We start from the raw sequence: 18364 nt of genomic DNA on the forward strand, positions 1-18364 counted from the left end.
CAGGCGCCGCGTCGATCTGGTCATAGGCGCGGAACTCGCCGAAATACTTCGTGATCGCAGCCGTCAAAGACGTCTTGCCATGGTCAACGTGACCAATCGTGCCAATGTTCACATGCGGCTTGTTGCGCTCGAATTTGCTTTTGGCCATGTGAGTTCTCCACTTCTATCAGCCCAGCAGGGGCCTGAATTAACTTGTTGTTCTGGAACGCCCGATCAGGCGAATTTCTTCTGGATTTCCTGGGCGACAGCAGTCGGCACAGGCTCGTAATGGTCGAACTGCATCGTGTACTGGGCGCGGCCCTGGGACATCGACCGCAGCGTATCGACGTATTTGAACATGTTGGCGAGCGGGACCATCGCATTGATCACCACCGCGACGCCGCGTGTCTCCTGACCCTGGATCTGGCCACGACGGCCGTTCAGATCGCCGATCACGCCGCCCACATAGTCTTCCGGCGTCACCACCTCGACCTTCATAATCGGCTCGAGAAGCTGAGCGCCCGCCTTCTGGGCACCCTCGCGGAAAGCCGCACGCGAGGCGATTTCGAAGGCAAGAACGCTCGAATCGACGTCGTGATAGGCACCATCGATCAGCGTCGCCTTGACGCCAAGCATCGGGAAGCCAGCCAGCGGACCGGAGGACAGAACACTCTGGATGCCTTTCTGGACGCCCGGGATGTATTCCTTCGGCACGTTGCCGCCGACGATCTTGGATTCGAAAACGAACTCGTCGCTTTCCGGGTTCGGCTCGAAGACGATCTTGACGCGGGCGAACTGACCCGTGCCACCGGTCTGCTTCTTGTGGGTGTAGTCGATCTCGGCAACCCGCGTGATCGTCTCGCGATAGGCAACCTGCGGCGCACCGACATTGGCCTCGACCTTGAACTCGCGCTTCATGCGGTCGACGAGAATGTCGAGGTGAAGCTCACCCATGCCCGCGATGATCGTCTGGCCGCTTTCCTCGTCGGTCTTGACGCGGAAGGACGGGTCCTCAGCGGCGAGGCGATTGAGCGCGAGGCCCATCTTCTCCTGGTCGCCCTTGGTCTTGGGCTCGATCGCGATCTGGATGACCGGATCGGGGAACTCCATGCGCTCGAGAATGACGGGGTTCAGCGGATCGCAGAGCGTGTCGCCCGTGGTCGTGTCCTTCAGACCGGCCAGCGCAACGATGTCGCCCGCATAGGCCTCGTCGATGTCGGAACGGGAATTGGAGTGCATCTGCAGCATGCGGCCGATGCGCTCCTTCTTGCCCTTCACGGTGTTCTCCAGCGAAACGCTCTTCTTCAGGACGCCCGAATAGACGCGGCAGAAGGTGAGCGAGCCGACAAAGGGATCGTTCATGATCTTGAAGGCAAGCATGGAGACCGGCTCGTCATCCGAAGACTTGCGGGTGATCTCCTGCTCGTTCCTGGGATCGACGCCCTTGATGGCGAAGACATCCACGGGCGAGGGAAGGAAATCGACCACACCATCAAGAAGCGGCTGCACGCCCTTGTTCTTGAACGCGGAACCGCAGAACATCGGGAAGAACTTGACGAGGATGGTGCCCTTGCGGATGAGCGTGCGGATCTCGTCATTGGAGGGCATTTCGCCTTCCAGATAGCGCTCCATCGCGGCCTCGTCCATTTCGACGGCCTGCTCGATCATCTTCTCGCGGTATTCCTCGGCCCTGTCCTTGAGGTCGGCCGGAATCTCGACGATGTCCCACTCGGCGCCGAGGTTCTCGGACTTCCAGACGAGGGCCTTCATCTCGATGAGGTCGACGACGCCGACAAAATCATTCTCGGCACCGATGGGCAGCTGCACGACAACCGGGTCGGCACCCAGACGGCTCTTCACCATCTCGACGGAGCGGTAGAAGTCGGCGCCGATCTTGTCCATCTTGTTGCAGAAGATCATGCGCGGGACGTGATACTTGTCGGCCTGGCGCCAGACGGTCTCGGTCTGGGGCTCCACGCCGGCATTGGCATCGAGAAGCGCGATTGCACCATCGAGCACGCGCAGCGAACGCTCGACCTCAATGGTGAAGTCGACGTGTCCGGGGGTGTCGATGATGTTGAAGCGGCGCTTCTTGCCGTCACGGCCTTCCCAGAAGGTCGTGGTCGCGGCGGACGTGATCGTGATGCCGCGCTCCTGCTCCTGCTCCATCCAGTCCATGGTCGCGGCGCCGTCGTGGACTTCGCCGATCTTGTGCGACTTGCCGGTGTAGAAGAGCACGCGCTCGGTGGTCGTGGTCTTGCCGGCGTCGATATGCGCCATGATACCGAAATTGCGGTAGTCTTCGATCTTGTATTCGCGGGCCATGGGGAGGATGCCTTTCGAGTCTCGATCGCGCCGGTATTACCAGCGGTAATGGGCGAAAGCGCGGTTGGCTTCGGCCATCTTATGGGTGTCTTCGCGCTTCTTGACGGCGGTGCCGCGGTTGTTGGCCGCGTCCATGAGTTCGCCGGACAGGCGCTCGATCATGGTCGTCTCGTTGCGGTTGCGCGCAGCGGTGATGAGCCAGCGGATGGCCAGCGCCTGACGGCGCTCCGGACGGACATCGACCGGCACCTGGTAGGTCGCACCACCGACGCGGCGGGAACGAACCTCGACATGCGGAGCGACGTTCTCGAGCGCCTGGTGGAAGACGCCGACCGGCTCCTGCTTGGTCTTGTCGCTGACCTGATCGAGCGCACCGTAGACGATGCTCTCGGCAGCCGACTTCTTTCCGTCATACATGACGGCATTCATGAACTTGGTGATCACCAGATCGCCGAACTTGGGATCGGGGTTGATCTCACGCTTTTCTGCACGGTGGCGTCGGGACATATCTTTAGTCTCTCACGATCAGCGGCCGGCGCCCGAAAACGGAAGCGCCGAAGCCGGAAAACCTACTTCGGACGCTTTGCGCCGTACTTGGAGCGGCGCTGCTTGCGGTTCTTGACACCCTGGGTGTCGAGCACGCCGCGGATGATGTGGTAGCGCACGCCGGGCAGATCCTTCACGCGACCGCCGCGGATCATGACCACCGAGTGCTCCTGAAGATTGTGGCCTTCGCCAGGAATGTAGCCGATCACCTCGAAGCCATTGACGAGGCGGATCTTGGCGACCTTACGCAGAGCCGAGTTCGGCTTCTTCGGCGTCGTGGTGTAGACGCGCGTGCAGACACCCCGCTTCTGCGGGTTTTCCTGCATGGCCGGAACCTTGTTGCGCTTCACCGGCGCAGTGCGCGGCTTGCGGATCAGCTGGTTGACGGTAGGCATCAAACCTTCCTTCTGTCTCAATACCTGTCGAGCCCAAAGGGCCGTTACGAACATTTCCATGCACAAATCCGGGCAACGCACCGCTTGCTTGCGGTCCTGCCCGAACAAATCGCAGAGGAAGCGCCTGGGCACTTCATGCAGCCGGAGATGTCATTCGCTCGTAGAACGAACCCTGTTTGAGGCGAACTTCAGCGCGGGTCGCACCGAATGAACAGGCCTCACATCGGCTCAGTTGATGCGGCTTCTATCTCCAGACCCCTTCCCCGTCAACCCCGAAGCCACGAAAATCGCGGATCAGCGGGCTGTACCGAGCCTTGCGGAAGATTCTTTCGCGAGACCGGCGACACGTCATACAAAATGACTGTCCGGAGACTGCCCCCATGCCCCCATCCATGTAAAAATGGCAGCAGAAGACAGGGCGGGGTGAAGCCCGACTCGTTAAATGGGCGCCCAGGCACGAATCGCAAGACCAGGCAGGAAGGGAATCAATGTGAACGACAATGAAGAATCGCGGGTCACGCTGATCTCGGGTCGCGTCTGGAAGGAAAAAGGCGGCGACAGCGAGGGCGTGCATGTCATGCTGGTGGCGCCGGATGACGATTCCGCGGTGCGCCTGGCGCTCGAGGCTCTCGCGCAGGAGGGTTATGCGGAAGCCGAGCTCGACCAGATCGGGGAGATGGAAGGCCAACCCCTCGAGGAGCCGCATCAGTCGGCATGGCAGGGTGCGATCGAGGGCGATGTGTCGGTCGTCACCTTCGAGGAACCGGTCTGACCGAACCGGTCCCGGAATCAAGAGGGCCGCGGGAGCAATCCCGCGGCCCTCTTCAATTTCCGCTGCCGATCAGTGTGCCAGTACGGCCAGGAGCAGCAGGGCGATGATGTTGGTGATCTTGATCATCGGGTTCACGGCCGGGCCGGCCGTATCCTTGTAAGGGTCACCCACCGTGTCGCCGGTGACGGCAGCCTTGTGGGCTTCCGAGCCCTTCTCGTGACGTACGCCGTCCTTGTCGACGAAGCCGTCCTCGATCAACTTCTTGGCGTTGTCCCAGGCGCCGCCGCCGGCGGTCATGGAAATGGCCACGAACAGGCCCGTGACGATGACTCCGAGCAGCATCGCGCCCACGGCGGCAAAGGCCTGGTCCTTGCCGGCAACGAAGTAGAACACCAGGAAGACCACGATCGGCGAGAGCACCGGCAGCATCGAAGGAATGATCATCTCCTTGATGGCCGCCTTGGTCAGAAGGTCGACGGCGCGGCCGTAATCCGGCTTGACCTCGCCCTTCATGATGCCCGGGTTCTCCCGGAACTGACGGCGCACCTCTTCGACGATCGCGCCGGCCGCCCTGCCGACAGCCGTCATCGACATGCCGCCAAACAGGAACGGCAACAGCCCGCCGATGAGCAGACCGGCGACGACATAGGGGTTGGACAGCGCAAAGTCGACGGTCACCCCCTCGAAGAAGGAACCAGGTTCGGCGACGGAGGCGAAGAACCGGAGGTCCTCCGTATAGGCGGCAAAAAGCACCAGCGCGCCGAGACCGGCCGAGCCGATCGCGTAGCCCTTGGTAACCGCCTTGGTCGTGTTGCCAACGGCGTCAAGCGCGTCGGTGGTGTTGCGCACCTCCGGCGGCAGGTCGGCCATCTCGGCGATGCCGCCCGCATTGTCCGTGACCGGCCCGAACGAATCGAGCGCCACGACCATGCCCGCAAGGGCCAGCATGGTCGTCACTGCAATGGCGATGCCGAACAACCCAGCCAGAAGATAGCTGATGACGATGCCCGCAACGATGACGATCGCCGGCATGGCGGTCGCTTCCAGCGAGACGGCGAGGCCCTGAATGACGTTGGTGCCATGGCCCGTCACGGAAGCCTGGGCGATGGAGCGGACCGGGCGATAGTTGACGCCGGTATAATACTCCGTGATCCAGATGATCAGGCCCGTGACGGCAAGCCCCACAACGCCGCAGAAGAAGAGGTTCGACGCCGGAAATGTGGTGCCGTTCGCCATCGTGTAGGCGGTGCCGCCGCCGAGCCAGCCCCAGACGATGATGCCGACGGCGATCACCGACAGACCGGCCGTCGCCCAAAAGCCCTTGTAGAGCGCGCCCATGATCGAGTTGTTGGCACCGAGCTTGACGAAGAAGGTGCCGGCGATCGATGTGACCACGCAGGCCGCGCCGATCACGAGCGGGAACAGCATCAGCGTGAATGCCGTATCGCCGGTGAAGAAAAGAGACGCCAGCACCATGGTGGCGACCATGGTCACCACATAGGTCTCGAAGAGATCCGCGGCCATGCCGGCACAGTCGCCGACATTGTCACCCACATTGTCGGCAATCGTGGCCGGGTTGCGCGGATCGTCCTCGGGAATCCCGGCTTCCACCTTGCCGACGAGATCACCGCCGACATCGGCGCCCTTGGTGAAGATGCCGCCGCCCAGTCGGGCGAAGATCGAGATGAGCGAAGCGCCGAAACCGAGCGCCACCAGCGCGTCAATCACGGTGCGTCCGGTCGCGTCATAACCCATGCTCAGCAGGACCGCGAAATAGACGGAGATCGACAAGAGTGCGAGACCCGCCACCAGAAGGCCGGTGATGGCGCCCGACTTGAAGGCGATGTCGAGGCCGGCGGCCAGGCTGTGGGAGGCTGCCTGGGCGGTCCGCACATTGGCGCGGACGGAGACATGCATGCCGATGAACCCGGCGGCGCCGGAAAGCACCGCGCCGAGCAGGAAGCCCACGGCCGCCGCCCAGGTCAACAACCACCAGGCCAGCACGAAGACCACTGCGCCGACGATGGCGATGGTCGTGTATTGTCTTGTCAGATAGGCTTGCGCACCCTCCCGGATCGCACCCGCGATTTCCTGCATGCGTGCATTGCCCTGATCGGCCGCGAGGACCGACTGCGTCGCCCATATGGCGTAAAGGACTGAAAGCAGACCGCAGGCAATGACGACGTAAAGCATTGTCATGCCGAATTTCCCTTATTCTGGCCCGAACGTTACCCCTCCCCGGACCGATGAAGGCAGACGGAATCGCCGGAGCGAAATCCGGCGCCATTCGCACTTATCGGAAACACTTCTGTCAAGATCAGAAGTTGGCGGGTGTGCATCGGTACTGGAAAAGGTCCCCCCAACCACCCGACTCCGCGGCTTGGTCAGGCGGCATCGGCGATCACTGCCGGTGGAGAACCATCCCCGCATGATAGAGAACGTCGTCAACGAACTCGCCATCCGCGGTGAAACCCGTATCGTCCCAATAGTCGATATGGTCGCCTCGGATCTCATAGCGCCCCTGATAGGCGCGTTCGCGGTTGCCTCTGGCCTCGACATATCTGCCATTGGGCAGCAATTCGTGCCGAATGTGTCCGTCTGCGGTATGCCACATACCGACATAGGCATGTTCTGCCATGGGGGAATTCTCCAATGCGTGGATGGCCGATGTCGCCAGGATCCCGGCGGCCGTGACCAGCGAGGTCAGCGCCGAGGTCCTGCGGCAATTGCGGCTGCGAAAGGTCACCGCGGCGAGGCCGTGGGGCGGATGGTGATCTCACTGGTATCAACATCATCCGGCGCCTCGACGACATGGCGGACCGCGCGCGCGATGTCCGCGGGCTTCAAGGCGATGGCGCGGTACTCATCCATCGCCGCCCTGGTCTCTTCATGGGTAATGGTGGAAGCCAGTTCGCTCTCGACGACACCGGGATTGACGCAGGTGACCCGTATCTTGGAACTCTCCTGACGCAGGCCTTCGGAAATGGCGCGCACGGCGAACTTGGTCGCGCAATAGACGGCTGCGGTCGGCACCACACGCAACCCACCGATGGAGCCGATGTTGACGATCTGCCCATGCCCCTGCCGTTCCATGATCGGCAGGACCGCACCGATCCCCCACAACACCCCCTTGATGTTGACGTCCACCATTCGCTCCCACTCGTCGTGCATGCCGGCCGACAGCGGCGAGAGCGGCATGATGCCCGCGTTGTTGACCAGGACATCCACGCGTCCCCAACGATCCTGGGCGGCGCGCACGAAATCAAACATCGATTGCCGGTCGGCGACATCGAGCCCCACGGCATCGGCGGTGCCGCCCGTCAGGCGGATTTCGGCCGCTATCGCCTCGACGCGTTCGAGACGGCGCGCGCCGAGGAGCACGGTGGCGCCGTGCGCGGCCAGTTCCCGCGCGATCGCCTCCCCTATCCCGCCAGATGCACCGGTTACCAAAATGACCTTGTCCATTGTCCACTCCTGTTCGTTTGCCAAACAAGAGTGGACCTTCCTGGCTGTTGTCGGTATCCGTCCAGTGCTTGACTTATTGGTTATCAGAGCTGGACAATGAAAATCGACATGAACCTGCTGGCGCTGTTCCAGGCCGTCTCCGAAGCGAACAATTTCCGTGCTGCCGCAGACCGGCTCGGGGTAACGCGTTCCGCCGTTAGCCAGGGCATACGCCGGCTCGAGGATCTGCTCGGCATCGCGCTCGTCACCCGCACCACCCGCTCGGTCCGCCTGACGGAAGCGGGCGAGCGGCTACGCGACAGCGTGTCCGGGCCGATGACGGACATCATGGCTGCACTGGAAGACGTCTCGGCGGACGACGCACCGCGTGGCCTGCTCCGGCTGGCCGTCACCTCGATCGCGGAGGAATTCCTATCCGGCCCGCTGTTGGCGAGCTTCGCTGAAGCGCATCCCCGCATAACCATCGACGTGACGGTGACCGACGACATCTTCGACATCGTAGCCGAAGGATTCGATGCGGGAGTGCGGCTGGGCGAAGTTGTCGAACAGGACATGGTCGCCGTGCCGATCACCGGCCTCCAACGTGAGGCCGTGGTGGCGGCACCAACCTATGTTGCCGCGTATGGCGCGCCGTCCCATCCGCGCGACCTCGTCCATCATCGCTGCATCGGGTGGCGTCCAGCGCCCCACTCGGCACCGTATCGTTGGGAGTTCGAGGAGAACGGCATTGCCCTGGACGTGGCGGTCAATCCCCGCATCACGACGAACGACCTGCGGCTGATGCTGCGTAGCGCACTCGCCGGTGCCGGGATCACATTCGCGACACGCGAGACGTTTCGCCCCCATGTGGAGAAGGGTGATCTCGTCTGGCTGCTCGAAGATTTCCTGCCGCCGTTTCCGGGTTTCCAACTCTACTATCCGCAACGCCGGAACATTGCCCCGAAACTGCGCGCGCTGGTCGACCATGTCCACCGCTGGCGGCGGAGCCGGGAGGAGGATGCGCGCAAGAGTGTCTGAAAACCCTCAGGGGGTGGCGAGCGGCGTGCGGCGGGCAACCATCACCAGATAGGCCAGCGCGACAAGGCAGAACACCGTGACCGGGAAGACGATCCAGTTCAGCATGTCCCAGCCCCAGACATTGTAGACCACGCCCGACATGAAAGAGCCGAAGGCGACGGTGGAGAACAGGATGAAGTCGTGGAAGCCCTGGACCTTGCTGGTCTCGCTCGGACGGTAGGTCACCGCGACCATGACGGTCGACCCGATGAAGGCGAAATTCCAGCCCACACCAAGAAGAACGAGCGAGGTCCAGAACTGCCACAGCTGGATACCCGATAGCGCGACGATGGCAGAGCCGATCAGGAGGATCATGCCGGTCGTCACGATCGTCTCCTTGCCGAAACGCCCGATCAGGCGCCCGGTCACGAAGCTCGGAGCGAACATGGCCAGCACATGCCAGGAAATGCCCAGGGCGGCTTCATCCGGCGTGAAGCCGCAACCGACCATGGCCAGCGGCGCGCCGGTCATGACGAAACTCATCAGCGCATAGGAGCCGACACCACAGCTCATGCCGGCGATGAAACGCGGCTGGGAAACGATCTGCTTGAGTTCGCGGGCCGGCTGGGGCGGCGTGGCCGCCGCGACCGGGACCGAGGCATCCGGCACACGCAGAAAGGACAGGACGAAAAGACCGAGAAGCGCCAGGACGACGATGGCCGCGAAGGCACCCGCAAACATCACCGGGGCAAAAAGATCGCGGGTCCAGATGACGGCTTGCGGGCCGATGATGGCGGCAAAGACACCGCCAGCCAGCACCCAGGAAATGGCGTTGGCCTTGAACTGGGCCGGCGCGTTGTCGGCGGCGGCAAAACGGTATTGCTGGACGAAGGAATTGCCGGCGCCGACGATCAACAGGCCGATGGCGAACAGCCAGAAATTGCCCTCGAATAGCGCCAGCGTCGCCACCACGCCGCCGATCGCGGTGACCACGGTGCCGCTCATGAAGCCGTTGCGACGGCCGATCCAGCGCATGATGGCGGCCGCCGGCAGCGCGCCCAGGGCGACGCCGATATTGAAGCCCGTGACGGGCGCGGTCGCCAGCGACTTGTCGGCTGCCAGCAGGTAGTAGCCCGCCAGACCGCCGAGCGAGATGGTGATGGGGGTGGCAGCGCCGACAACGGCCTGGGAAACGGACAGAACGACAGCGTTCCGCTTTGCCTCGCCGGCACTGAGCACGGTCATCGCGCGGCGCCTCCGGAACGCCCCTCTCCCCGAAGTCGCAGGGCGACCCGGTCAAGCACGGCGTTGACCAGCTTGGGCTCGTCTTCCTCGTAAAAGGCCTTGGCGATGTCCACGTACTCAGAAAGGATGACGGCGACGGGCACGTCCTTGCGCTTCATCAATTCGTAGACGCCGGCACGCAGAATCGCCCGCAAGGTCGAATCCAGGCGCGAGAGCGGCCAGTCTTCGGTCAGCGCCTGACGGATGACGGGATCCACGACCTTCTGGTTCTCGACCACGCCCGACAGGATGGCGCGAAACCATTGCGGATCGGCTTCACGGTAGAGGTCGCCATCGACCTCCTTGCCGAGGCGATGCGATTCATACTCGGCGGTGATTTCGAGCAGGCCACTTCCCGCCACGTCCATCTGGTAGAGCGCCTGAACCGCAGCAAGACGCGCGGTTCCACGCTTGTTGGCGGGTCGCCAACCGCGTGCGGGTGTATTGTCGTCCGTCTTTTCCACCACGCTCAGGCTCCCAGTCGGTCCCTGAGGGAAATCATGGTCAGAGCCGCGCGCGCGGCAAATCCACCCTTGTCACCGCGCTCGACATCGGCGCGTGCCCAGGCCTGCTCCTCGTTCTCGACCGTGAGGATGCCGTTGCCGATCGCCAGCTGTTCCTCGACCGACAGCGTCATCAGCGCGCGGCTCGATTCGTTGGCGACGATCTCGAAATGATAGGTCTCGCCCCGGATGACGCAGCCGAGCGCGACATAGCCGTCATACTCAGAGCCTTCTTCGTCGAAGGTGAAGGCGATCGCGGCCGGAATCTCCAGCGCACCGGGCACCGTGACCACGTCATAGGTCGCACCGGCCGCCTTGAGCGCGGCCGTCGCGCCCTTCAGCAGCGCGTCGGAAATGTCGTCGTAGAAACGCGCTTCCACGATGAGAAGCTTGGGGGATTCGGGCTTGGCCATAAATGTCTCCGGCAATCGCCGGTGACTTAGGCCGATATGTGCTCATCCGCAAGCGGTTGATTGGATACCGATCCGACATGCGGCCTTACCGCGCAAGCCGGATCGGTAATCACCCGGCCCCGGACGCAAGGCCTCGCCGGGGCAGCGCCTTACGGGCGGGTTTCGAGCAGGCGGGCGGCGTAGCGGGCCATGGTGTCGACTTCCATGTTGAGCGCGTCCCCGACCTGACGCTCTCCCCACGTCGTCACCGAGAGAGAATGGTGGATGAGAAGGACGTCGAAGACGTCGCCCTCCACGGCGTTGACCGTGAGCGAGGTGCCGTCGAGTGCCACGGACCCCTTGGGCGCGACGAAACGGGCCAGTGCGGTGGGCGCCTCGATGCGGAAGCGGACGGCCTCACCTTCTTCTTCGCGCCCCACGATCACCGCCATCCCGTCGACATGGCCCGAGACGATGTGGCCGCCCAGTTCGTCACCGACCTTGAGGGCACGCTCGAGATTGACGCGGGTGCCCTCCTCCCAGGCTCCCGCGGTTGTCAGCCGCAGCGCTTCCTCCCAGGCCTCGACCTCGAACCAGCGCTGGTTCGTACCCGGCTCGGGCAAGGCGACCACGGTCAGGCAGACACCCGCGCAGGCGATGGAGGCGCCGATATCGATCGTTGCAGGATCGTAGGCCGTGGCAATGCGAAAGCGGCGGCCCTTGGGCAGGGCCTCGATACCGTCGACGGTGCCGATATCGGTGACGATGCCGGTGAACATCAGAGGGACCTCACATATTCGCGATAAACGTCGTCTCCGAACCGCTGGTGGCGGCTGGCAGTGAATTCCGGACCGACGGTCGCCGGCAGGACAGGCGCGGCGATGCCCTGCGGCCCGATCGCAGCCGGCCCCTCGAACAGGCAGAGACGATCAACGAGGCCCTCATCCAGAAAGGCGCGCGCAACCGCGGCGCCACCTTCGACCATGAGCGTGGCGATGCCGCGTTCGGAAAGATCCTCCAGGAGTTCGGGAAGCGCGACGCGGCCCTCGAAACGTTCCGTTCCGAGGATGGTGACGCCGGCATTGGCCAGAGCCTCCAGGCGCCGCGGGTCCGCATCCGGCGCGGCGGCGAGGAGAAGCGGGACCTGTCGCGCGGATGCCACGAGGCGGGAAGCGAGCGGCAGGCGCGCCGCGCCGTCGAGAACGATGCGGATGGGCGAGCGCTGCGCCATGCCCGGCAAACGGCAGGTCAGCTGCGGGTCGTCGGCGAGCGCGGTGCCGATGCCGATCATGATCGCGTCGGATTCCGCACGCATGACATGCACCTGGCTGCGCGCGATCTCGCCGGTGACGGCCACCTGCCCTTCGCCGTGCCTCCCCATCATGCCGTCGGCCGAAATGGCAAGTTTGAGAGTCACTTCGGGGCGCTTCTTCACCGATCGAGTCAGATAACCGCGCATGAGATCGGCGGCAGATTCGCGGCAGATGGCTTCGATGACCTCGACGCCGCCCTCGCGCAGAATGGCGTAGCCACGACCCGAAACCCGGGCGTCGGGGTCGCTGGCGGCGCCGATGACGCGGGTGACGCCGGCGGAGACCAGCGCCTCGGCGCAAGGCGGCGTGCGGCCGTGATGGGCGCAGGGTTCGAGCGTGACATAGGCGGTCGCGCCGCGCGCCAGTTCGCCGGCTTCGGCCAGCGCCTGGGTCTCGGCATGCGGCCGGCCGCCCAAAGCGGTGACGCCGCTTCCCACGATGTAGGGGCCGGCGCCCTCATCCCGCACGATCAGCGTGCCGACAGACGGATTGGTGCCGGTCAGGCCCAAATGCCTGCGCGACAGACGAATGGCGGCTTCCATGAAGCGGCGGTCGACATCCTCGCCGAAACCCGATCGGCCAGCCACGGCTATTCCTCCTCGCCCTTCAGCTCGCCGAGAAGATCGTGGAAGTCACGGGCTTCGCGGAAATTGCGGTAGACCGAGGCGAAACGCACATAGGCGACGTCGTCGAGCCCCTTGAGCGCTTCCATCACAAGGCGGCCGATCTCATCGGCGGCGACCTCCGATTCGCCGGAGCTTTCCAGCTGGCGCACGATGCCGGAGACCGCACGCTCGACCCTGTCGGGATCGACGTTGCGCTTGCGCAACGCGATCTCGACAGAGCGCATGAGCTTGTCGCGGTCGAAGGGCACCTTGCGGCCCGACTTCTTCAGGACCGCCAGTTCACGCAGCTGCACGCGCTCAAAGGTGGTGAAGCGCCCGCCGCAATCGGGACACACGCGCCGGCGTCGGATGGCCACGCCATCCTCCGCAGGGCGCGAATCCTTCACCTGCGTGTCTTCGGACTGACAAAAGGGACAGCGCATCGGCGCCTCTTATCGTGCTGGCGTGGTCAGCGCCCTCAACCCAGATATGGATAGAGAGGAAAGCGCTGGCACAAGGCCTCAACCCTGCTCCGAACCGCGGCCTCGACCGCTGCATTGCCCTCGTCCGAATTGGCTGCCTTGAGGCCGTCCATCACCTCGGAGATCAGCTGGCCGATCTCACGGAACTCGGCGACGCCGAAGCCGCGCGTCGTGCCTGCCGGCGTGCCGAGCCGGATGCCGGAGGTCACGAAGGGCTTTTCCGGGTCGAAAGGAATGCCGTTCTTGTTGCAGGTGATGTGAGCGCGCCCGAGAGCTGCTTCGGCCCGCTTGCCCGTTGCGTTCTTGGGACGCAGGTCGACCAGCATCGAATGGTTTTCGGTACCGCCCGACACGATGTCGAGCCCGGTCTCCTGGAGGCTTGCAGCCAGCGCCTTGGCGTTGGCCACCACGTCATGCGCGTATGTCTTGAATTCCGGGCGCAGCGCCTCGCCGAAGGCCACGGCCTTGGCGGCGATCACATGCATCAGCGGTCCACCCTGCAGTCCGGGAAACACCGCCGAATTGACCTTCTTGGCGATCTCGGGATCGTTGCTGAGGATCAGGCCGCCGCGCGGGCCACGCAGCGACTTGTGGGTGGTCGAGGTGACCACATGGGCGTGCGGCAGGGGCGACGGGTGCGCGCCACCGGCCACAAGGCCAGCGATGTGCGCCATGTCGACCATCAGATAGGCGCCGACCGAATCCGCGATCTCACGGAAACGCTTCCAGTCCCAGATGCGCGAATAGGCGGTACCGCCAGCGATGATCAGCTTCGGCTTGTGCTCGTTGGCGAGGCGCTCGACCTCATCCATGTCGAGCCGGTTGTCGTCCTTTCGCACACCGTAGGAGACGACATTAAACCACTTGCCCGACATGTTGACGGGCGAGCCATGGGTGAGATGGCCGCCTGAATTGAGGTCCAGGCCCATGAAGGTGTCGCCCGGCTGCAAGAGGGCCAGGAACACGGCCTGATTCATCTGACTGCCGGAATTGGGCTGCACATTGGCGAATTCGCAACCGAACAGCTTCTTCGCGCGCTCGATGGCGAGGGTTTCGGCCACGTCGACGAACTGGCAGCCGCCATAATAGCGCTTGCCGGGATAGCCCTCGGCATATTTGTTGGTCATCACCGAGCCCTGCGCTTCCATGACAGCGCGGCTGACGATGTTTTCGGATGCGATCAGCTCAATTTCCTGGCGTTGGCGACCGAGTTCACCAGCGATGGCGGCAAAAATTTCGGGATCGCGGTCCTCCAGCGGCTGGCTGAAGAAGTCGTCGGCCTTCGCCTCGGTCAGTGCGGCATTCGCCATGTCGAGAAACCTCTCTGCGTGGATGTTCAGATCCGGAGCCTGGGAACGGCGCGCCTTAGCACAGATGCCGACGGGCTTCCATGCGACATGCTGGAAAATCATTGCGGTGCAAGACGCCCGGCCTTAACGCGAAAAGCCGCCCCGAGGGACGGCTTTCCGGCAGAAATGCCTGCGGCAAATCAGAAGGCGGACGATATCTGAAGCTCGGCGACGCCATCCTTGCCGTAGACGTCATCACGGAAGTGGACAACGTTCTGTCCGGTCGACCAGGCCGAAAAATACGTGAAATAGACCGGCACGGGATCACCAAGACGTACGGTCACGTCGGCATCGTTGTGAATCGTCTCCTCGAAGCGGCGGCGGTCCCACCCTTCAGTGCCCTGCAGCATCCAGGTAACCAGATCGCGGACGTTCTGGACGCGGACACAGCCCGATGAGTGAAAGCGCTCGATGTCGTTGAACAGGCTCTGCTGGGGTGTGTCGTGCATGTAGACGGCATGCTGGTTCGGGAAGTTGATCTTCACCGAGGCCATGGCGTTGATGCGGCCCGGATCCTGGCGGAAGCGAAGGCGGGTCGCCTCATCCGTCGACCAGTCGACGGTCATGGGATCGACCTCGTTGCCGCTTCCATCGATCAGCCGGATCGCGTTGTCCTGCAGATAATTGGGGTTTTCACGCATCAAGGGGATGATGTCGCGGCGCACGATGGAGACCGGCGCGTTCCAGTATGGATTGACGATCACCTCGTGGATGCGGGATTCGAGGATGGGCGTCTGGCGGTCGATCTTGCCCACGATGGCGGTGTGACGCGAGACCACGCGGCCATTCTCGACAGCCTCGATCTGGGCAGCGGGAATGTTGACCATCACGTATCGACGGCCGAGATCACCATTTGCCATGGAGTTGAGGCGAACCAGATTGGTCTCAAGCTGGCCGAGCCTGACCTGCGTCGAGACGTTCATGGCGGCAAAGGTGTGCTGAGAGGTGACGCCATCGGCCGGAAGGCCGTGACGGCTCTGGAAGCGCTTGAGTGCCGCATCGACATAGGTGTCGAAGGAGGGGCTGATGCCGGCGCGCTCGGACAGGTCGCCGGAGAACATCAGACGCTGGCGCAGGGCCTCGACATCCGAATCGACAACGCCGATCCGCAGCTGCTTGCCGGCAGGCACCATCGGCCAACCGCCACGCGCGGCCAGGTTGGAGTACTGGGCGATCGCCTGTTCGACGTTGTAAAGCGTCTCGGTGCTCATGATGGGCTGCGACGTGACCAGCGAATTGACGACCTCGCCACCCTCGCTTACGCGTGCGTCGAACTGGTCGTTCCACGTCCCGCGCCTGGTCGATCCGAAGATCTCCTCAAGAACACCCTGCGCATGGGCGGTGCCCGCAAGCGCGGTGGCCGCCGCCGCGCCAACACCCGTGATGAAGCTGCGTCGACTGGTTTTCATCGATGGTTCCGATTGCCAATTGAGTGATGCCCAGCGCCCGAGGCGCTTGCGGCAAGACTAGATGAGGTAACCTTAACAAATTGCCCCATCGCGTCCACCGCCCTTCCAGGTCAAAACATGACCCAAGGTCAGAGCGGAAGTCACATTGCAATATGGCGGCATCGTGGCGCCCGCGCCTCAACGCGCATCAAACGGCAAGCGGGCCGGCGATTATCGCGCCAGCCCTCCAGACCGAGAGGTCACCTGCCCTACCCTACATGCGATAGGCGATGGTATCGTTCCAGAAGCGATCCAAACGCTGCAGAGCGCGGTTCATCTGCTGGAACTCGTCCAGATCGATGCCGCCCACCTGCTCGATGGACCCGATGTGACGCTCATAGAGGCCGTTGACCACCTCCGCGACGTCCATGCCCTTCGGGGTCAGGCTGACGCGAACCGAGCGACGGTCGATCCGCGAGCGCTGGTGGTTGATGAAGCCGAGTTCGACCAGCTTCTTCAGATTGTAGGAGACATTCGAGCCCAGATAGTAGCCGCGGGTGCGCAGTTCTCCGGCGGTCAGTTCCGCATTGCCGATATTGAAGAGGAGCAGAGCCTGGATCGCGTTGATGTCGCTGCGGCCCTGCCGCTCGAACTCGTCCTTGACGACATCAAGCAAACGGCGGTGCAGCCGCTCAACAAGCTGAAGGGATTCCAGGTAAAGGGAGCGAATCGCATCCTTGCGATCTTCGTTGCCTTCGGCGGTCTTCGCCGCCATACGCGGGTTCATCATGGTGGTGCCTCTCGTTAACGCCTGGTGATGTGTTTTTTCTTCTCACCTTGACGCCACACTATCGAATGCACCTAAAATTCGACTTAAAGCGCAGACTTAACAGAGCCTTACGCGCCGACATTCCCCGCGATGGGCAAGAAAGGGTTAACGCCCGGCGCGCCGCTTCTGGATATGGATGACCAGCCGGAAGCCGAGATAGAGCAAGGCCACGAACATATGCGAGAGCACGAGGCTGGGGCGCGCGCCGAAAAGCTCCGGATAACCCAGATACATCACCCCCTCGATGATCGCGCAGAGAAACCAGACGACCGGCCCCCAGGAGGCCAGCATCCACAGCCCGCTCGCGGCAAAGGGAAAGAGCACGGCGAGCGTCGACGCGGCGATCTGCCAATGCACGGGCATGAGGTCGAAACGCCAGTCGCCGCCCTCATAAAAACCGACGAGCCTGACCCAGTAGAGCAGTCCGAACAGCAGGCAGTAGAGCGCGACAAGGCGGTAGAACCACTGAAAGGCCAGCTCGGCCAAGCTCGGTTGCAGAACCTTGCCCTTTCCCTCCTCTGCAGTCAGCGCCATCATGCCCCCGATCCGCGAGCCGTTCCGCATCGTGCGGCTGGCTGACGATTCGCGGCACAATAATTGGACAGGCGGGGCGAAGGAAGAGCGCCAGCCCCCCGCACGTGCCGGTCCAGCTTTGATCCGGCGGGGCCGCATGCTAGATCGTGCCAGGAAAGGGAGCCGCAGATGAACAGACACACGCCGATCGGGACAGCCATGCAGCGCAGCGTGGATGAAATCACCCAGGGCCGCCGGCTTCGGCGGATGCGCAAGGCGGACTGGTCGCGGCGGCTGGTGCAGGAAAATCGGCTGACGGTCGACGACCTCATCTGGCCCGTCTTTGCCATCGAGGGCGAGAACCGACGCGAGTCGATCGCAGCCATGCCGGGCGTCGAGCGGCTTTCACCCGACCTTCTGGCACGCGAGGCGGAGCGCGCCGCGCGGCTCGGTATTCCGGCCCTGGCGATCTTTCCGAATGTCGACATGTCGCTGCGTGACGAGACCGGCTCCAACATCCTGGTCGCGGACAATCTGATCAACCGCGCCACGCGCGCAATCAAGGACGCCGTACCGGAGATCGGCGTGATCACCGATGTCGCGCTCGATCCCTTCACCAGCCACGGCCATGACGGGATCCTGCGCGACGGCATCATCGTCAATGACGAGACGGTCGCCCAGATCGCGGCGGCGGCCGTCTTGCAGGCAGAGGCCGGCGCGGATGTCATTGCGCCATCGGACATGATGGACGGACGGATCGGCGCCATTCGCGATGCACTGGACGCAGCCGGCCACCAGGATGTCGCCATCATGAGCTATGCGACGAAGTTTGCTTCGGCCTTCTACGGGCCCTATCGCGAGGCGATCGGCACCGGCGGTCTGCTCAAGGGCGACAAGAAGACCTATTATATAGACCCGGCGAACACGGACGAGGCCGTTCGCGAGACAGAGCAGGATCTCGCGGAAGGCGCCGACATGATCATGGTCAAGCCCGGCCTGCCCTATCTCGACATCGTGCATCGGTTGAAGGCCACCTTCGCCGTGCCGACCTTCGCCTACCAGGTGTCGGGCGAGTACGCGATGATCGAGGCGGCCAGCGCCAATGGGTGGCTGGATGGCGAAAGAGCGATGATGGAGAGCCTGCTGGCCTTCAAGCGTGCCGGCTGCGACGGCATCCTGACCTATTTCGCGCCGCGCGTGGCGGAACTGCTGCAACGCTAGACGCGTT

20 protein-coding genes are annotated in these 18364 nt (G+C 63.4%); 3 read left to right on the forward strand and 17 right to left on the reverse strand.

Features of this window, described 5'->3' with window-relative positions; all coding sequences use genetic code 11:
- The 4 genes from GRZ55_RS18280 to rpsL form a co-directional block, all read right to left on the reverse strand.
- Positions 1-148 (reverse strand): GTP-binding protein (locus tag GRZ55_RS18280; protein WP_246734594.1); only part of this gene is annotated, 148 nt, incomplete at its 3' end.
- 65 nt (positions 149-213) lie between these two features.
- Positions 214-2304, reverse strand: a complete 2091-nt coding sequence (fusA, locus tag GRZ55_RS18285; RefSeq protein WP_169288401.1) for an elongation factor G — start codon at positions 2302-2304, stop codon at positions 214-216.
- 36 nt (positions 2305-2340) lie between these two features.
- Complete coding sequence (rpsG, locus tag GRZ55_RS18290) at positions 2341-2811, reverse strand: 30S ribosomal protein S7 (protein WP_169288402.1); 471 nt, start codon at positions 2809-2811, stop codon at positions 2341-2343.
- 62 nt (positions 2812-2873) lie between these two features.
- Positions 2874-3245 carry a 30S ribosomal protein S12 gene (rpsL, locus tag GRZ55_RS18295; RefSeq protein WP_169288403.1) on the reverse strand — a complete coding sequence of 124 codons (372 nt, stop codon included), beginning with the start codon at positions 3243-3245 and terminating at the stop codon, positions 2874-2876.
- A 490-nt stretch (positions 3246-3735) separates the two neighbouring features.
- Between rpsL and GRZ55_RS18300 the strand changes: the two genes are divergently transcribed.
- Positions 3736-4017: a transcriptional regulator gene (locus GRZ55_RS18300; protein WP_169288404.1), complete on the forward strand. Its 282-nt coding sequence runs from the start codon at positions 3736-3738 to the stop codon at positions 4015-4017.
- Positions 4018-4086: 69 nt separating this feature from the next.
- Here GRZ55_RS18300 and GRZ55_RS18305 read toward each other — a convergent pair whose 3' ends face one another.
- The 3 genes from GRZ55_RS18305 to GRZ55_RS18315 all read right to left on the reverse strand — a co-directional run bounded on the left by GRZ55_RS18305 (position 4087) and on the right by GRZ55_RS18315 (position 7482).
- Positions 4087-6216 carry a sodium-translocating pyrophosphatase gene (locus tag GRZ55_RS18305; RefSeq protein WP_169288405.1) on the reverse strand — a complete coding sequence of 710 codons (2130 nt, stop codon included), beginning with the start codon at positions 6214-6216 and terminating at the stop codon, positions 4087-4089.
- Positions 6217-6418: 202 nt separating this feature from the next.
- Positions 6419-6697 carry an Atu4866 domain-containing protein gene (locus tag GRZ55_RS18310; RefSeq protein WP_368856644.1) on the reverse strand — a complete coding sequence of 93 codons (279 nt, stop codon included), beginning with the start codon at positions 6695-6697 and terminating at the stop codon, positions 6419-6421.
- A gap of 62 nt (positions 6698-6759) precedes the next feature.
- Entirely contained in the window at positions 6760-7482 is a 723-nt protein-coding gene (locus tag GRZ55_RS18315; RefSeq protein WP_169288407.1) for an SDR family oxidoreductase, read from the reverse strand.
- Positions 7483-7578: 96 nt separating this feature from the next.
- Between GRZ55_RS18315 and GRZ55_RS18320 the strand changes: the two genes are divergently transcribed.
- Positions 7579-8499, forward strand: coding sequence for a LysR family transcriptional regulator (locus GRZ55_RS18320; protein WP_169288408.1), 921 nt, complete (start codon positions 7579-7581; stop codon positions 8497-8499).
- A 6-nt stretch (positions 8500-8505) separates the two neighbouring features.
- Here the strand turns inward: GRZ55_RS18320 and GRZ55_RS18325 are convergent, their stop codons facing one another.
- The 10 genes from GRZ55_RS18325 to GRZ55_RS18370 all read right to left on the reverse strand — a co-directional run bounded on the left by GRZ55_RS18325 (position 8506) and on the right by GRZ55_RS18370 (position 17160).
- A complete protein-coding gene (locus GRZ55_RS18325) occupies positions 8506-9723 on the reverse strand; it encodes an MFS transporter (RefSeq protein ID WP_169288409.1) in 1218 nt (405 codons plus the stop codon).
- Positions 9720-10226 (reverse strand): transcription antitermination factor NusB, encoded by a 507-nt coding sequence (gene nusB, locus GRZ55_RS18330; protein ID WP_169288493.1) that lies wholly within the window; start codon positions 10224-10226, stop codon positions 9720-9722. The genes GRZ55_RS18325 and nusB overlap by 4 nt, the downstream gene beginning before the upstream one ends.
- A gap of 5 nt (positions 10227-10231) precedes the next feature.
- Positions 10232-10678, reverse strand: coding sequence for a 6,7-dimethyl-8-ribityllumazine synthase (locus GRZ55_RS18335; protein WP_169288410.1), 447 nt, complete (start codon positions 10676-10678; stop codon positions 10232-10234).
- 149 nt (positions 10679-10827) lie between these two features.
- Entirely contained in the window at positions 10828-11436 is a 609-nt protein-coding gene (locus tag GRZ55_RS18340) for a riboflavin synthase (RefSeq protein ID WP_169288411.1), read from the reverse strand.
- Positions 11436-12512: a bifunctional diaminohydroxyphosphoribosylaminopyrimidine deaminase/5-amino-6-(5-phosphoribosylamino)uracil reductase RibD gene (gene ribD, locus GRZ55_RS18345; protein ID WP_169288494.1), complete on the reverse strand. Its 1077-nt coding sequence runs from the start codon at positions 12510-12512 to the stop codon at positions 11436-11438. Before ribD ends, GRZ55_RS18340 begins: the two co-directional genes overlap by 1 nt.
- A gap of 47 nt (positions 12513-12559) precedes the next feature.
- The gene (nrdR, locus tag GRZ55_RS18350) at positions 12560-13018 is read right to left on the reverse strand and encodes a transcriptional regulator NrdR (RefSeq protein WP_169288412.1); all 459 of its coding nucleotides are present in this window, start codon (positions 13016-13018) and stop codon (positions 12560-12562) included.
- A gap of 35 nt (positions 13019-13053) precedes the next feature.
- The gene (glyA, locus tag GRZ55_RS18355) at positions 13054-14367 is read right to left on the reverse strand and encodes a serine hydroxymethyltransferase (RefSeq protein WP_169288413.1); all 1314 of its coding nucleotides are present in this window, start codon (positions 14365-14367) and stop codon (positions 13054-13056) included.
- Positions 14368-14546: 179 nt separating this feature from the next.
- Positions 14547-15815, reverse strand: a complete 1269-nt coding sequence (locus tag GRZ55_RS18360; RefSeq protein WP_169288414.1) for a murein L,D-transpeptidase — start codon at positions 15813-15815, stop codon at positions 14547-14549.
- 253 nt (positions 15816-16068) lie between these two features.
- Complete coding sequence (locus GRZ55_RS18365) at positions 16069-16584, reverse strand: MarR family winged helix-turn-helix transcriptional regulator (protein WP_169288415.1); 516 nt, start codon at positions 16582-16584, stop codon at positions 16069-16071.
- 144 nt (positions 16585-16728) lie between these two features.
- Entirely contained in the window at positions 16729-17160 is a 432-nt protein-coding gene (locus GRZ55_RS18370) for a DUF6163 family protein (protein ID WP_246734864.1), read from the reverse strand.
- 165 nt (positions 17161-17325) lie between these two features.
- Between GRZ55_RS18370 and hemB the strand changes: the two genes are divergently transcribed.
- Positions 17326-18357, forward strand: a complete 1032-nt coding sequence (gene hemB / locus GRZ55_RS18375; protein WP_169288416.1) for a porphobilinogen synthase — start codon at positions 17326-17328, stop codon at positions 18355-18357.
- Positions 18358-18364: the final 7 nt, after the last annotated feature.

The organism is Chelativorans sp. ZYF759, from assembly GCF_012911015.1.
In the GTDB taxonomy this organism is placed as follows: Bacteria; Pseudomonadota; Alphaproteobacteria; order Rhizobiales; family Rhizobiaceae; genus ZYF759.

Coding starts and splice junctions, on each gene's coding strand:
- glyA (WP_169288413.1), bottom strand. CDS start 14,367: ATGGCGAATGCCGCACTGACCGAGGCGAAGGCCGACGACTTCTTCAGC.
- hemB (WP_169288416.1), top strand. CDS start 17,326: ATGAACAGACACACGCCGATCGGGACAGCCATGCAGCGCAGCGTGGAT.
- GRZ55_RS18325 (WP_169288409.1), bottom strand. CDS start 9,723: ATGACCGTGCTCAGTGCCGGCGAGGCAAAGCGGAACGCTGTCGTTCTG.
- GRZ55_RS18370 (WP_246734864.1), bottom strand. CDS start 17,160: ATGATGGCGCTGACTGCAGAGGAGGGAAAGGGCAAGGTTCTGCAACCG.
- GRZ55_RS18365 (WP_169288415.1), bottom strand. CDS start 16,584: ATGATGAACCCGCGTATGGCGGCGAAGACCGCCGAAGGCAACGAAGAT.
- GRZ55_RS18340 (WP_169288411.1), bottom strand. CDS start 11,436: ATGTTCACCGGCATCGTCACCGATATCGGCACCGTCGACGGTATCGAG.
- rpsL (WP_169288403.1), bottom strand. CDS start 3,245: ATGCCTACCGTCAACCAGCTGATCCGCAAGCCGCGCACTGCGCCGGTG.
- ribD (WP_169288494.1), bottom strand. CDS start 12,512: ATGGAAGCCGCCATTCGTCTGTCGCGCAGGCATTTGGGCCTGACCGGC.
- GRZ55_RS18360 (WP_169288414.1), bottom strand. CDS start 15,815: ATGAAAACCAGTCGACGCAGCTTCATCACGGGTGTTGGCGCGGCGGCG.
- GRZ55_RS18315 (WP_169288407.1), bottom strand. CDS start 7,482: ATGGACAAGGTCATTTTGGTAACCGGTGCATCTGGCGGGATAGGGGAG.
- GRZ55_RS18305 (WP_169288405.1), bottom strand. CDS start 6,216: ATGACAATGCTTTACGTCGTCATTGCCTGCGGTCTGCTTTCAGTCCTT.
- nrdR (WP_169288412.1), bottom strand. CDS start 13,018: ATGCGCTGTCCCTTTTGTCAGTCCGAAGACACGCAGGTGAAGGATTCG.
- GRZ55_RS18320 (WP_169288408.1), top strand. CDS start 7,579: ATGAAAATCGACATGAACCTGCTGGCGCTGTTCCAGGCCGTCTCCGAA.
- rpsG (WP_169288402.1), bottom strand. CDS start 2,811: ATGTCCCGACGCCACCGTGCAGAAAAGCGTGAGATCAACCCCGATCCC.
- GRZ55_RS18335 (WP_169288410.1), bottom strand. CDS start 10,678: ATGGCCAAGCCCGAATCCCCCAAGCTTCTCATCGTGGAAGCGCGTTTC.
- fusA (WP_169288401.1), bottom strand. CDS start 2,304: ATGGCCCGCGAATACAAGATCGAAGACTACCGCAATTTCGGTATCATG.